We start from the raw sequence: 13,910 nt of genomic DNA on the forward strand, positions 1-13,910 counted from the left end.
ATGACCTTTTCGCGACGCGCAGCCGCCGAGATGGCCGGCCGCGTCGAACGCATCGCGCGGCGCGTGCTCGGCGATCGCGCCTCCGTCATGACCGATGCGCTGAATTGGGCCGGCACTTTCCACGGCATCGGGGCGCGGCTGCTCCGGGAATTCGCCGAACGCATCGCCCTCGACCCGGCTTTCACGATCCATGACCGTGAGGATTCCGCCGACCTGATGAACCTGGTCCGCCACGATCTCGGCTTCTCCCGCACCGAAAGCCGGTTTCCCGCCAAAGGCACAAGCCTTGCGATCTATTCGCGCTGTGTCAACGCTGAGATGCCGATCGAGGCCGTGCTGGGCCAGTTCTTCCCGTGGTGCTCCGGCTGGGCCAGCGAGTTGAAGCAATTGTTTGCGGCCTATGTCGAAGCCAAGCAGCGGCAGAACGTGCTCGATTACGACGACCTTCTGCTCTACTGGGCGCAGATGGTGACGGACACTGCGCTGGCCGAGGAGATCGGCGGCCGCTTCGACCATGTGATGGTCGACGAATATCAGGACACCAACCGCCTGCAGTCCTCCATCCTGCTCGCGCTCAAGCCGGCCGGACGCGGGCTCACCGTGGTCGGCGACGACGCGCAGTCGATCTATTCGTTCCGCGCCGCCACCGTGCGCAACATCCTCGACTTCCCGGCGCAGTTCAGCCCGGCCGCCGAGATCGTCACGCTCGACCGCAACTATCGCTCGACGCAGCCGATCCTGGCGGCCGCCAATGGCGTGATCTCGCTCGCCAAGGAACGCTTCGCCAAGAACCTGTGGACCGATCGGACCTCGACCCGCAAGCCGCTGCTCGTCACGATCCGCGACGAAGCCGATCAAGCCCGTTACATCGTCGAGCAGGTGCTGGCCAACCGTGAGGAAGGCGCGCTGTTGAAGCACCAGGCGGTGCTGTTCCGCACCTCCTCGCACAGCGGTCCGCTGGAGGTCGAGCTGACCCGCCGCAATATTCCCTTCGTGAAGTTCGGCGGCCTCAAATTCCTCGATGCCGCGCACGTCAAGGACATGCTGGCGCTGCTGCGCTTCACCGCCAATCCGCGCGACCGGGTCGCCGGCTTTCGCATCCTGCATCTGTTGCCTGGTGTCGGGCCGGCCTCGGCGCAGCGCGTGCTCGACCGCATGGCTGAGGCCGCCGATCCGATCGCGGCACTGGTTGCGCTGCCTGCCCCGCCCCGCGCCGGCGCCGACTGGCGGCTGTTCGTCGAGGCGATCGAGAACCTCCGCTACTCGGAATGGCCCGTCGACATCGAACGCGCGCGCCTCTGGTACGAGCCGCATCTCGATCGAATCCACGAGGACAGCGAAGTCCGCCGCGCCGACCTCATTCAGCTCGAGCAGATCGCCGCCGGCTATCCGTCACGCGAACGCTTCCTCACCGAGCTCACGCTCGATCCGCCCGATGCAACCAGCGACCAGGCCGGTGTGCCGCTGCTCGACGAGGATTATTTGATCCTGTCGACCATCCACTCCGCCAAGGGGCAGGAATGGAAATCCGTCTACGTGCTCAACGTCGTCGACGGCTGCATGCCCTCCGATCTCGGCGCCGGCACGTCCGCCGAACTCGAGGAGGAGCGCCGCCTGCTCTATGTCGCCATGACCCGCGCCAAGGACGATCTGCATCTGCTGCTACCGCAGCGTTTCTTCGTCCACGGCCAGGCCGCCAAGGGCAACCGCCATATGTACGCCTCGCGCACCCGCTTCATCCCGGAGCGGCTGCTGCCGATGTTCGAGCGGACCGGCTGGCCGCGCGCCGCGGCCGCGCAGGCCTCCTCCGCCAGCCACGCGCCGCCGATCGATATCGGCGCCCGGATGCGCGGCATGTGGCGCTGACCCGGTTCAAAAGGATTTCACGCGGGCGGGAACGAAGCCGCCGGTCCGGCGTTGTGGCGACGTTCGTAATCGGCAAACGACCATCCCGACGGCTTCGGCGCGCAATGGCACGCTGGAGCCGTCTTTTTTGCGCCGCGTCAATTCAGGCAGAAAACAGCGTAACCGGCTGGTCGAAGCCCTTCAGTGTATAATCGGAACCGGACGCGGTGATCATGTCGCGGGTTCGACTGCGCACGGCCGCCGTGACCAGGATCTCGCCGGATTTTGCCAGCGCCTGGGCGCGTGCCGCGCGATTGACCACCGTGCCGACCGCCGTCAGGTCGCGATGGGTCCGGCCGAACTCTCCGAAGTTGGTGTCACCACTGTCCATCCCGATCCCGATGCCGAGCTCGATGTCGCCGGCGCCGATCGTCCGCGCCAGGGCGTCGTGCCTCTCCTGGAAGCGGCGCTGGATGTCGCGCGCTGCCAGCAAGGCCTGCACGGCATGGTCGTCCCGGCGCACCGGAAAATTGAAGATCGCGAACACGGCATCGCCGATCGTCTTGTTGAGAATGCCGTCATAGCGCCAGATCGCGGCGGCGCAGTCGTCGTAGAACGCATCGAGCAGCGATGTCAGTCCGTCCTGTGCGATGGTCTGCGTCAGCGTCGTGTAGCCGCGCAAATCGGCGAACAGGATGGTGGCGTCGATGGTCACGGCACGTGCCTTCATGATCTTCGAGAAGGCCATCTCGCAGATCGTGCAGGTGTTCGGGTTCATGCGGCTCGGCCGGATACCGAACAGGCGGAACGGCGCCGACAAGGGACCGCGCAGCGGGATCGGCATATGCAGGTTTTGCCAGCAGCCGAGGCAGATCGTTGCGGGTTCCGGAGTCATCGGCGCCTCACCTGCTGTTCCAGCAACGAAGCCACCCCCACCCTCGCTCGATCGGTCATGGCGTCCCCACGAGGTTGCCGCGCTCACGCAGTCGTCACGAAACTCACTCCAATCCGCGTCTTCTTGCTCCAGATCACCTGGCACTCATAGACAACCGAGGCGTCCCGGGCCATCACGAGGCGGAATCGGTGCGGGACGAAGGCCGGATTCTCGACCTCGATGGCGGCCCCCTCCGGCGACATGTTCACGATCGTGCAATGCATGACCGAACCGCCCGACGAGACATAGCCGGGTTCATTGACCTCGGTTCGCGGATGCTTGCGCTTTTCGTCCACCCGGCCTTCCCCCCTCAAGCGTTCCTCACGCAAACGTGGGCGATCGGCATTGCAGGAGTCAACGGCTCCCGAGGTCTGCATCAGGCTTTCGCACCGCGATTTGTGCGCAGCAGTAAGCCGACTTGCTTATCGCGCCCGTGCAGATGAACCCCGCGTCGGTGCGGGCTTGCCGTTCGCGACAGCCGTGGTGCAATCCGGCATCGCCCAGGCCGAAGTCAATCTGCGCGCCGCCCGCGCCTTCCTGCTGCAGTCGATGGCGGATATCTGGCAGGACCTGGTTGTCGGGCACAGCATTACGGTCGCGCAGCGCATGACGATCCGGATGGCGGCAACGCACGCCATCCACAAGGCGCGGGAGGCCGTCGACTTCGCCTACAACACGGCCGGCGCCACCGCGATCTTCGACGGCCATCCGCTGGAGCGGCGCTTCCGCGACATTCACACCGTGACCCAGCAACTGCAGGGCCGCTTCAGTCATTTCGAGACCGTCGGCGCCTGGATGCTGGGCGTCGATGCCGGCCTCAGCTTCGCTTAACCCGATTTCTCAGGGAGAAGAACCATGCCACTTGGGGAACTACAGCATTTCACGATCGAACCGCAGGACCTGGAGAAGACCAAGGCGTTCTATTGCGGTGTGCTCGGGCTCGAGAATGGCGATCGTCCGCCGCACCGGCGACACTCAGATATTCCTCTACGATCCCGACGGCGTCGGCGTGGAACTGAACTTCCCGAAGGGCTGAGCAGCCTTCGCCGGATTGTTCCGCAGCTCAACAATTGGCCGGCGCGTGTGCCGGCCAAATTTTCATGTCAGCAAGACGGTTCCCGACAAGGCCCTGACTCGGCCATCACTCGGGCGTGATCCGGTCCGTTTTTCTTCAACATTGAATGACGAATTAACCGGGCCGCGCCGCTGCGGCAGAATAGCCGGGTGCTGCGCCTTTAACCTACCCCAGGGCCTGGTGGCCCGGCTATTCGTCCCCACTTCGCCGTCGGAAATGGCCCTAGTCGAGCCCGCGCTCGTGGCTGAGGCGGACCATTTCGTTGATGAAGATTTGTTTCTGCTTGTCGTCGAGGCTCGCATAGAGCGGCTCGGCGGCGTCGGCGACGCTGCGCTGATCGACTGCGCGGTCATTGAGGAACTGGGCCTCGTTGCGCATCTGCTCGATGATGTCGTCGGGCGGATCGCGCTGCGCCCGTGCAATGCGCAGGTTGAGGCGGTCGGCGCCATTGTGCCCGAGATAGTGCATCGCACTGTTGAAGCCGGCCCAATTCTTCTCCTGCTCCGGCGTCAGGTTCAGCTCCTTCTTGATCCGCTCGATGTTGGCGTCGCTGTTCGCGACGATCTGTTCGGCCGTGAGCTGCGGTGCGCCGGCCTGGGTCAGCACGGTCGGCGCTTGCTTCGCACCCTTGTCCTTGGCGGCGGCCTTGGCCGATTTGGCGGCCTTGGCGCCCTGCTTGTCGCCGGACGCCGGAGGCTGTGCATTCTTGCCGTTGCCGGCATTGGGGTTGGCGTTGCTGTTGCCGGTCAAGACCCCGGTCACGCCGGTCACCACCCCGACGACGCCGCCGATTGCTCCGCCCAGAACGCCGCCAACCGGTCCGGCGGCCTTGTTGCCTTCGCGCGCGCCGTTTTCGACGCCCTGCACGATCTGCGCATCGACCATATGAGGCACTGCAAGCAGCGTGACGGCGGCGGCCCCAACCGCAGCGCACAATCTCCATTGCGCTCGCAGCTTCGCTACCGGGATGAGCATGATCGGGTCTCCGTGATCGATGGTGGATTGGACTGACGCGGCGGGCAGGTTCGACGAATCCGGAGTTTATCGTTTCCGGCTTCGGCAAGTCTATCGGTCGCGCCGGCCGTCAACATGACGAAACACGGCTCGGTCAGGGCTTGGCCGGAAACCTGCGGCTCAACCGCGCACCGTCTGCAAGCATCGCTGCGCCGACCTCCGCGTGCGTCGCAGCATGATCACCGGACGCGCGGCAAACGATGGGCAACTGCAGCGATGCCGATGACTCTGCCTGCGATTTGACCACAACGTTAGTACTACGTGGCACGGGCATCTCGTTTCTCGACAGCAGCCGGCAATTCTGTTCTGATCACTGTGAACGAAATCCCGCGACGTCGCGCGAACGCGACGCACAAAAACAACAACGGGATTCAAAAAGTCTTTGTCCGTCGGCTACCAGGGAGGGAATGCCATGTCACGGAAGAAGCTTTCGCGCCGAGAATTCGTTGCAGCGACAGCGCTGTCATCGGCGGCGCTCATTACAGCCCCCTACGTACGTGGCGCCTACGCAGCCGGAAAGCTCACGATGGGCTTCTGGGATCACTGGGTGCCGGGCGCGAACAGTGCGTCCACCGAACTCGTCAAGGAATGGGGCGCCAAGGAAAAAGTCGAGGTCGAGATCGACTACATCACCAGCCAGGGCAACAAGAACATCGTCACCATCGCCGCCGAGGCGCAGGCGAAATCCGGTCACGATATCTTCCAGATGCCGACGTGGTGGCCGCAATCCAATGCCGAGCTGCTCGAGCCGGTCAACGACATCATGGACCCGCTCATCAAGTTGAACGGCGACGTCAACGGTACAGTGAAGTATCTCGGCCAGGCCGACGGCAAATGGCTCGGCGTTCCCGCCAGCGTCGGCAGCCAGATCAAGGGTCCCTGCTCGCGCATCGACCTGATGAAGAAGTATGCCAATATCGACGTGCAGGAAATGTATCCGGCCGGAAGCCCTCCGAAAGCGGACAACTGGACCCTCGATACGTTCCTCAAGGCAGCTGAAGCCTGCCACAAGGCCGGCTTCCCGTTCGGCATCGGTCTCGGCGAAACCAGCGACAGTGTCGACACCGCCGGCGCGATCTTCCACTCGTTCGGCGCGCAGCTGGTCGACGCCAAGGGCAACCTCACCGTAAAGACCGACGCGGTGCGCCAGTCGCTCGAATTCTACAAGAAACTGCTCGCTTTCCTGCCGCCCGATGTTTCTGCATGGGACGATGCGTCCAACAACAAGTGGCTGGTCTCGGGCAGGGGTGCGATGATCATGAACCCGCCGAGCGCCTGGGCGGTCGCCAAGCGCGATGCTCCGCAGGTCGCAGAGCAATGCTGGACGCATGGGTTCCCGGCCGGGCCGAAGGGACGCTTCGCGCCCTATTTGCCGTTCTTCTGGTCGATCTGGTCGTTCTCGAAGAACAAGGAAGCGGCGAAGAGCCTGCTGTCCTTCCTGTCGCAACCCGCATCGATCGAAAAGATGGTGGTCGCAAGCGGCGGATATGACCTGCCGGCCTATGAGAAGCTCACAACGTTGAAGGTTTGGGCTGAGGAAGCGCCGCCGAAGGGCACGCTCTACCACTATCCGAATCCCTACCATCATCAGACGCTGTCGATGGCGGCCTCGCCTGCGCCGCCCAAGGTTGCGCAGCAGATCTACTTCCAGGCCACCCTGACCAAGATGTGCCTGCGCTACTACCAGGGTGAAAGCATGGAGAAGACACTCGCCTGGGCCGAGGGCGAGTGCGAAGGCTTCATGCGAAGCTGACGACGAGCGAGCTTACGCGCGACCGCCCGTAGTGCCGGCCGCGCGAGGTCTCGTCTTCACATCCCGGCCGCCGAACCGGCGAGCCGTGCAACCAACCCGCGCGAGGGACTGCGTTATGGTTGACGTCGCATTCCAATCCAACCGCACAGCCGCAGCTCAGAGCGGGCGACGGCGCGGCGGGCTGCGCAACGCGCTGCGGCGCAAGTCGATGTCCGCATTCCTGATGGCGCTGCCGTTGATCCTCCTGATCGGCGTGCTGGTGATCTATCCGGCCATCTACTCGCTGCATCTGGCGACGCTGAACAAGGCGATGACGAAGTTCGTCGGCCTTGGCAACTTCGAGTTCCTGTTCAAGCGCGAGACCTTCTGGCTGGTGGTCAAGCAGTCCTGCATTTTCGCGATCTCGGCGGTGGTCTTCAAGGCGCTGATCGGCTTCATCGTCGCGCATTTCGTGCACAACGTCCCGGCCAACAAGCAGCGCAAATGGCGCGGCATGCTGCTGGTGCCATGGGTGATCCCGCCGGCCATGAGCACGCTGGCCTGGCTGTGGCTGTTCGACCCGTCCTACAGCGCCTTCAACTACACGCTTTCGTTTTTCGGGCTCGGCCCGATCCCGTGGACCGGCGACGCGATGTGGGCGCGCTTCTCGGTCATCCTGGTCAATGTCTGGTACGGCGCGCCGTTCTTCATGATCATGTATCTGGCGGCGTTGAAATCGGTACCCGAGCAGCTCTATGAGGCGGCCGCGATCGACGGCGCCAATTGGTGGCAGCGGATCTGGTACGTGACCTTGCCGATGATGCGCAACATCATCGCGATCACGACGCTGTTCTCGCTGATCGTAACCTTCGCCAATTTCGACATCGTGCGCATCCTGACCGCAGGCGGGCCGCTCGACCACACCCACATCTTCGCCACCTGGGCGTTCCGCGTCGGTATCGAGGGCAGCGACATTCCGCTCGGCGCCAGCGTCTCGCTGTTCATGGTGCCGATCCTCGCGGTCGCGGCGATCTTCATCCTGCGCGACATCACCAAACGCGGGAATGAATCCTGATGAGCACAGTGACGATCGACAAGTCCGGACCGACCCGCAAGGTCAAATACGGCAGCATGAGCCGCGACCGGACCTGGGCGCTGCGCTGGTCCTATTTCTTCCTGACGCTGTTTGCGATCTTCTCGCTGGTGCCGCCGCTCTACATGCTGATCACCTCCCTGAAGGGCAGCGCGGAGATCTCGGCAGCGACCAATCCGTGGTGGGTGTACCACCCTACACTTGAGAACTACGCTCAACTCCTGACGTCGAACCAGTTCCTGCGCTTCTTCTGGAATTCGGCCTGGGTCTCGATCATCGTGGTCACCATCACGATGCTGATCAGCGTGCCGGCTGCCTTTGCGCTGGCGCGGATGAAGTTCTGGGGCTCGGCAACGCTCGCAACCGGGGTGTTCCTGACGTACCTCATTCCGGACAGCCTGCTGTTCATCCCGCTGTTCAAGATGTTCGCGGTAATCGGCGACTGGACCGGCATTCAGCTCATCAACCGCTGGTACGTACTGCTGTTCATCTACCCGACGCTGACGGTGCCGTTCTGCACCTGGATCATGATCGGCTATTTCGCCTCGATCCCGAAGGAGCTCGACGAGGCCGCGATCATCGACGGCGCGAGCTGGTTCCAGACGCTGACGCGGATCTTCATCCCGGTCGCCCTGCCCGGCCTGATCGCGGCGACGATCTTTGCCTTCACTGTCTCCTGGGCCCAGTTCCTCTATCCCCTGGTTTTCACCACCTCGACCGATCAGCTTGTACTGCCGGTCGGCATCATCACGACCCTGATCAAGGGCGACGTCTTCAACTGGGGGCAGATCATGACCGGCGCCCTGCTCGGCGCCGCGCCGCCGCTGATCATCTACGCCTTCCTGATGGACTACTACATTGCCGGCCTGACCGCCGGTGCGACAAAAGGTTGAACGCGACAAAGGTAGGATTCATGGCCGACGTCAGTTTGCGCAAGGTGGTGAAACGTTACGACGAGGTCGAGGCGGTGCGCGGCATCGACCTCGATATCGCCGACCATGAGTTCGTGGTGCTGGTCGGGCCGAGCGGCTGCGGCAAGTCGACGACGCTGCGAATGATCGCCGGCCTCGAGGACATTTCCGACGGCGATATCATGATCGGCGGCGATGTCGTCAACGACGTGCCGCCGAAGGACCGTGACATTGCGATGGTGTTCCAGAACTATGCGCTGTATCCGCACATGACCGTCGCCGAGAACATGTCGTTCGGGCTGCGGCTCAAGCACTACCCCAAGGCCGAGATCAAGAGCCGGGTGACGGAAGCCGCCCGCATGCTCGACATCACCGACCTGATCGACCGCAAGCCGAAGCAGCTCTCCGGCGGCCAGCGCCAGCGCGTCGCGATGGGACGCGCGATCGTGCGCAACCCGAAGGTGTTCCTGTTCGACGAGCCGCTGTCCAACCTCGATGCCAAGCTGCGCGTGCAGATGCGGATCGAGATCAAGAAGGTGCACCAGAAGGTCCGCACCACGACCGTCTACGTCACCCATGACCAGGTCGAGGCGATGACGTTGGCCGATCGCGTGGTGGTGATGAACCACGGCAGGATCGAGCAGATCGGCACGCCCAACGAGCTCTATCACAAGCCGGCGACCCGCTTCGTCGCAAGCTTCATCGGCTCGCCCGCAATGAACTTCGTGCCGTGCCGGCTCGAGGACGTCGGTGGCAAGCTCAACGTGCGGCTGACCGATCGGCTCTCCTTCCCGCTGCCGCCGGCGCGCGCCGCCCGCTACCAGGGCCTTTCCCGCGCCGACAAGCTGCTGCTGGGTCTGCGGCCCGAGCATATCATGGAGGCGCGGCCGCACGCCGAGCCCGGTATCGAGCCGTTCGATGCGATGCTCGACGTCACGGAGCCGATGGGCATGGAGACGCTGGTCTACTTCACGCTCGAGGGCTCCCAGCTCTGCGGCCGGGTCAATCCCAATGCCGGCGCGCGGGATGGCAGCCCGCTCCGATTGGCTGTGGACCTCAACAATATGCATTTGCTAAACGAGGTGACCGGCGCCGTGCTTTGACGGCGCACAAGAACCTCAAGGGCAGGAAATGGCGACCAACAAGAAGAAGATTTTCATCACCCAGACTCTGTCTCCGGGGGCACGGGCCCTCCTCAATGAACGGGATGATGTAGAACTCGTCGAATTTCCCAACCTGATCTCGGCCAAGGACTTCCAGGCGATGCTGGCGCAGCATGCGCCGGTCCATGGCGTGGCGCTCGGCGCGACCCGCTTCGGTGAGGCGGAGCTGGAGGCATCCAAGGGCATGTTGGTGGTGACACGGATCGGCGTCGGTTACGACGCGGTCGACGTGCCGGCATTGTCCCGCCGCAAGGTGCCGCTGATGGTTGCAGGTACCGCGAACTCGCCGTCGGTCGCAGAGCACGCCCTGTTCATGATGCTGACGCTGGCCAAGCGCGCGCAGGAAATGCACGCGATGGTCAAGGATGGCACCTGGGCGAGCCGGCTCGGCGTGCTGCCGTTCGATCTCTACGGCAAGACGGTCCTGATCGTCGGCTTCGGCCGCATCGGCACCCGCACCGCCAAGCGCTGCCTTGCGATGGAAATGAACGTGCTGATCTACGATCCCTACAAGGCGGCCAGCGAGATCACCGCGGCCGGCTGTGAGGCGGTGCCGAGCCTCGAAGCGGCGCTGCCGCGGGCGGATTTCGTCACAATCCATTGCCCGAAGTCGCCCGAGACGGTCGGCCTGTTCAACGCCGCACGGATCAGGCTGATGAAGCCGACCGCCTATCTCATCAACACCGCCCGCGGCGGCATCGTGGACGAGAAGGCGCTGCACGACGCGCTGGTGTCGGGCAAGCTGGCCGGCGCCGGCCTCGACGTGTTCGAGGTCGAGCCTCCGCCAGTCGGCCAGCCCCTGCACGCCCTGCCGAATGTGATCATGGCACCGCACGTCGCGGGCGTGACGGTAGAGGCTGTCGATCGCATGAGCGAGCAAACCGCGCGCAATATCCTGAGCGTGCTGGACGGCAATCCGCTGCGCCAGAACGTGATCAATCAGGACGTCCTCGGCTGAGCTTTCAGCTTTTCTCGTTGGCGCCGCGGCCGATCCCGCGAGGTCGGCCCGGCGATGCGGAGCATGCACATGGCTTTCAAGGAATTCGGCAACTACGACGCGGTCGGTCTCGCCGAGCTCGTCCGCAAGAAGGACGTCACCGCAAAGGAGCTACTCGACGAGGCAATCGCCCGCACGGCCGCCGTCGATCCGAAGATCAACGCAGTCGTCGTCAAGCATTACGACTACGCCGAGCGCCAGATCGCCAAGGGGTTGCCTGACGGCCCCTTCACCGGCGTACCGTTCCTGCTGAAGGATCTCGACCTGCTCGAGGGCACCCGCACCACGTCGGGCGCCAGCCTGCTGAAGGACTTCGTTGCCGATCACAATGGCACGCTGACCCAGCGTTTCCTCGATGCGGGTCTTGCGATCTTCGGCAAGAGCGCGAGCCCGGAATTTGGCCTGATGCCGACTACGGAATCCCGTCTGTTCGGTCCGACCCGCAATCCCTGGAATCTCGACCATTCCTCCGGCGGCTCGTCCGGCGGCGCGGGGGCTGCGGTCGCGGCGCGCATCCTGCCCGTTGCGCATGCCAGCGACGGCGGCGGCTCGATCCGGATCCCCGCCTCCGCCTCCGGCGTGTTCGGCATGAAGCCGACGCGCGCCCGCAACCCGTGCGGTCCCGATCGCGGCGAGGGCTGGGGCGGCTTCTCCGTCGGCCATGTGCTGAGCATCAGCGTCCGCGACAGCGCGGTCATGATGGATGCGATCCATGGTCCTGAGCCGTCGAGCCTCTACGTCGCGCCGCCGCCGGAACGGCCGTTTTCCCAGGAGGTCGGCCGCGACCCTGGCCATCTGCGCATCAGCTTCACCGACAAGTCGCCCTATGGCGATGCGATCGATCCCGAGATCGCCGCGGCGGTCCGCGACATCGCCAAGCTGCTCGCGGGCCTCGGCCATCATGTCGAGGAGCGCGCGCCGCCGCTTGCCGCAGATCCCGCCGCGGTCATGACGACGATCGTGGGCGGCAACACGGCGCTGACCATCCGCCTGCTCGAACAGCGCGTCGGGCGCACGCTGACGTCGGACGATGTCGAGCGGCTGACGCTCGCCAGCGGTCAGAACTCGGTCAAGATGACCCCCGCCGACTACGTCGCCGCGCAGCTTGCAGCATTCCAGATCTCGCGCGGGCTTGCGACCTTCTTCGAGGGCTGCGACATCTTCCTCAGCCCAACCTTGTGCGCGCCGCCGCTCCGCATTGGCGAGTTGAACACGATGTCCGAGGACCTGACGCACATCGCGCCGGTGCTGCGCCGCTACATGCCTGGCACCTCGATGTTCAACATGTCCGGGCAGCCGGCAATGTCGGTGCCGCTGGCCTGGAACAAGGCCGGCCTGCCACTCGGCATGATGTTCGCGGCCAAGCTCGGCGAGGAAGGACTGCTGTTCCGCCTGGCCGGTCAGCTCGAACAGGCTCGTCCCTGGAAGGACCGGCATCCGCCGGTCTGCGCCTAGCTCAATCGGGCGCGACAAAGGGCAGTCCAATCAGGTAGATAGGAAGGGCGTCGGCACGATTCCGCCGGCGTCATGCCTGGGAGACCGAACCGTGAGTGACCCGACCGACAATGCGCTCGCCGCAATCGCGAGCATTCTCGATCAGACGACGACGCCTCCCGACAAGTCCAAGTCGTCGGACAACAAGTCGTCCGACAAGACGGCGGACCAGGCATCCGAGCCTGCGGAGGAGCCGCCGGTCTCGATAGCGATGCCACCGCCCCTGCCATCGTCCGTCGAGGTCGTCACCGTCGAGGCGGTGTCCATCAAGACCGTGTCCGTCGAGATCGCGCCTGCCGAGCCGACGACAGTCGAGCCGCCGCCGATCGAGGAACCCGAGTTGCTGGTCGAACAGTCTGAGCCGAGTGAGACCGAGCTGAGCGAACCCGAGCCGAGCGTGCCGGAGCCGATCCAGCCGCCCCAACCGATCGACGCCAATGGCTATTCCAAGTCCGGACCAGGCCCGATGGCCGCGCTGCGCTTCCGCTGGACGGTGCGCGAGGACGGCGCCCAATACTATGTCGACGAGACCGTCGGCGAAGGATCGACGCCGCTGGTCAACGGCCCGATGGACAGGGACGCCGCGATCAAATTCGTCGACGATCGCGAGGTCGAAGCGCGGCGGCGCTTCGAGCATTTCAAGCACGAGATCGTCAGCCGCACGGCGGCCGCCCTTCAGGCGAGCAAGGACCGCCACGAGGCCTGACACGCGATACGTGCTCACGGGCATCGCAAAAGAGCGGATGGAGAAAACTTGATGTTTCGCGCGCTGGCCGGCCTCGCTCTCGCTTTGCTAGTTTCTGCCGCGCAAGCGCAGCCGGCACCGTCCCGGCTCGATGAGATCGTCAAGCGCGGCACGCTGCGCGTCGGCATGACCGGCGACTACCTGCCCTTCACGGCGCTCGACAGGGAGACGAACGCGTTTCGCGGCTTCGACGTCGACATGGCGCAATCGCTCGGCAAGGCGCTCGGCGTCAAGGTCGAGTTCGTGCCGACATCGTGGCCGCAGATGATGAAGGATTTCGAGGCCGACAATTTCGACATCGCGATGGGCGGCGTCTCCATTACCTTCGACCGGCAGAAGAAGGGCCTGTTCTCGACGCCGATCATGCGCGAGGGCAAGACGCCGATCGCGCGCTGCGCCGACAAGGGCAAATTCGAGACGATCGCCGAGATCGACAAGCCCGGCACCCGTGTCATCGTCAATCCTGGCGGCACCAACGAGCGCTTTGCGCGCGCCAACGTGAAGGCCGCCGACATCCGTGTCTTCAACGACAACACCAAAATCTTCGACGAGATCGCCAAGGGTGACGCCGACCTGATGATGACCGACGCGTCCGAGACGCGCTATCAGCAGAAGCTGCATCCGGGCGTGCTCTGCGCCGTGCATCCCGACAAGCCGTTCGACTTCGCGGAAAAAGCCTACTGGATGCAGCGCGACGTCGCGTTGAAGGCGTTTGTCGACCAGTGGCTCCATATCGCGCGCGAAGACGGCAGCTACGCGAAGATCTATGCCGCGTGGTTTGAATAGGCTGCGTCAAGCGCTCGGCGGCCTGACCTGGATACAGACGAACTTGATTGACACGAAATCGTAACCCGGATTCAGCGAAGCGGAATCCGGGACTTTCACGCAACAGGGATTGCCCCCGGAT

The 13,910-nt window shown here is 64.2% G+C and carries 13 protein-coding genes; 10 read left to right on the top strand and 3 right to left on the bottom strand.

The window, feature by feature from the left end; translation table 11 throughout:
• On the top strand, positions 1-1,866 hold a 1,866-nt coding region (locus tag ACVW1C_RS00005; protein WP_456756612.1), incomplete at its 5' end, for an ATP-dependent helicase.
• A 142-nt stretch (positions 1,867-2,008) separates the two neighbouring features.
• Here ACVW1C_RS00005 and ACVW1C_RS00010 read toward each other — a convergent pair.
• Both ACVW1C_RS00010 and ACVW1C_RS00015 read right to left on the bottom strand, forming a co-directional pair.
• On the bottom strand, positions 2,009-2,740 hold the full coding sequence (locus ACVW1C_RS00010) for an adenylate/guanylate cyclase domain-containing protein (protein WP_456756613.1): 732 nt from the start codon (positions 2,738-2,740) through the stop codon (positions 2,009-2,011).
• Positions 2,741-2,823: 83 nt separating this feature from the next.
• A complete protein-coding gene (locus ACVW1C_RS00015; protein WP_420971588.1) occupies positions 2,824-3,075 on the bottom strand; it encodes a PilZ domain-containing protein in 252 nt (83 codons plus the stop codon).
• A 166-nt stretch (positions 3,076-3,241) separates the two neighbouring features.
• Between ACVW1C_RS00015 and ACVW1C_RS00020 the strand changes: the two genes are divergently transcribed.
• Positions 3,242-3,610, top strand: coding sequence for a hypothetical protein (locus ACVW1C_RS00020; protein WP_456756614.1), 369 nt, complete (start codon positions 3,242-3,244; stop codon positions 3,608-3,610).
• A 466-nt stretch (positions 3,611-4,076) separates the two neighbouring features.
• On the opposite strand, the gene ACVW1C_RS00025 is transcribed toward ACVW1C_RS00020, so the two are convergent.
• Entirely contained in the window at positions 4,077-4,829 is a 753-nt protein-coding gene (locus ACVW1C_RS00025; protein ID WP_456756615.1) for a Spy/CpxP family protein refolding chaperone, read from the bottom strand.
• Between the two features lie 451 nt (positions 4,830-5,280).
• Here ACVW1C_RS00025 and ACVW1C_RS00030 point away from each other — a divergent pair, with 451 nt between their 5' ends.
• The 8 genes from ACVW1C_RS00030 (at position 5,281) to ACVW1C_RS00065 (ending at position 13,789) form a co-directional block, all read left to right on the top strand.
• A complete protein-coding gene (locus tag ACVW1C_RS00030; RefSeq protein WP_456756616.1) occupies positions 5,281-6,621 on the top strand; it encodes an ABC transporter substrate-binding protein in 1,341 nt (446 codons plus the stop codon).
• Positions 6,622-6,736: 115 nt separating this feature from the next.
• Positions 6,737-7,675, top strand: coding sequence for a carbohydrate ABC transporter permease (locus ACVW1C_RS00035; protein ID WP_456756617.1), 939 nt, complete (start codon positions 6,737-6,739; stop codon positions 7,673-7,675).
• A complete protein-coding gene (locus tag ACVW1C_RS00040; protein WP_456756618.1) occupies positions 7,675-8,586 on the top strand; it encodes a carbohydrate ABC transporter permease in 912 nt (303 codons plus the stop codon). The genes ACVW1C_RS00035 and ACVW1C_RS00040 overlap by 1 nt, the downstream gene beginning before the upstream one ends.
• 20 nt (positions 8,587-8,606) lie before the next feature.
• The gene (locus tag ACVW1C_RS00045) at positions 8,607-9,707 is read left to right on the top strand and encodes an ABC transporter ATP-binding protein (protein ID WP_456756619.1); all 1,101 of its coding nucleotides are present in this window, start codon (positions 8,607-8,609) and stop codon (positions 9,705-9,707) included.
• Between the two features lie 28 nt (positions 9,708-9,735).
• Complete coding sequence (locus ACVW1C_RS00050) at positions 9,736-10,725, top strand: hydroxyacid dehydrogenase (protein ID WP_456756620.1); 990 nt, start codon at positions 9,736-9,738, stop codon at positions 10,723-10,725.
• Positions 10,726-10,794: 69 nt separating this feature from the next.
• Positions 10,795-12,219 (top strand): amidase, encoded by a 1,425-nt coding sequence (locus tag ACVW1C_RS00055; RefSeq protein WP_456756621.1) that lies wholly within the window; start codon positions 10,795-10,797, stop codon positions 12,217-12,219.
• 91 nt (positions 12,220-12,310) lie between these two features.
• A complete protein-coding gene (locus tag ACVW1C_RS00060) occupies positions 12,311-12,964 on the top strand; it encodes a hypothetical protein (protein WP_456756622.1) in 654 nt (217 codons plus the stop codon).
• A 51-nt stretch (positions 12,965-13,015) separates the two neighbouring features.
• Positions 13,016-13,789, top strand: coding sequence for a transporter substrate-binding domain-containing protein (locus ACVW1C_RS00065; protein WP_456756623.1), 774 nt, complete (start codon positions 13,016-13,018; stop codon positions 13,787-13,789).
• Positions 13,790-13,910: the final 121 nt, after the last annotated feature.

Source organism: Bradyrhizobium sp. USDA 4011 (genome assembly GCF_054063415.1).

What these genes read in the sequence shown, in the direction of transcription:
- ACVW1C_RS00010 (WP_456756613.1), bottom strand. Translation starts at nt 2,740, where the DNA reads ATGACTCCGGAACCCGCAACGATCTGCCTCGGCTGCTGGCAAAACCTG.
- ACVW1C_RS00025 (WP_456756615.1), bottom strand. Translation starts at nt 4,829, where the DNA reads ATGCTCATCCCGGTAGCGAAGCTGCGAGCGCAATGGAGATTGTGCGCT.
- ACVW1C_RS00030 (WP_456756616.1), top strand. Translation starts at nt 5,281, where the DNA reads ATGTCACGGAAGAAGCTTTCGCGCCGAGAATTCGTTGCAGCGACAGCG.
- ACVW1C_RS00035 (WP_456756617.1), top strand. Translation starts at nt 6,737, where the DNA reads ATGGTTGACGTCGCATTCCAATCCAACCGCACAGCCGCAGCTCAGAGC.
- ACVW1C_RS00040 (WP_456756618.1), top strand. Translation starts at nt 7,675, where the DNA reads ATGAGCACAGTGACGATCGACAAGTCCGGACCGACCCGCAAGGTCAAA.
- ACVW1C_RS00045 (WP_456756619.1), top strand. Translation starts at nt 8,607, where the DNA reads ATGGCCGACGTCAGTTTGCGCAAGGTGGTGAAACGTTACGACGAGGTC.
- ACVW1C_RS00050 (WP_456756620.1), top strand. Translation starts at nt 9,736, where the DNA reads ATGGCGACCAACAAGAAGAAGATTTTCATCACCCAGACTCTGTCTCCG.
- ACVW1C_RS00055 (WP_456756621.1), top strand. Translation starts at nt 10,795, where the DNA reads ATGGCTTTCAAGGAATTCGGCAACTACGACGCGGTCGGTCTCGCCGAG.
- ACVW1C_RS00065 (WP_456756623.1), top strand. Translation starts at nt 13,016, where the DNA reads ATGTTTCGCGCGCTGGCCGGCCTCGCTCTCGCTTTGCTAGTTTCTGCC.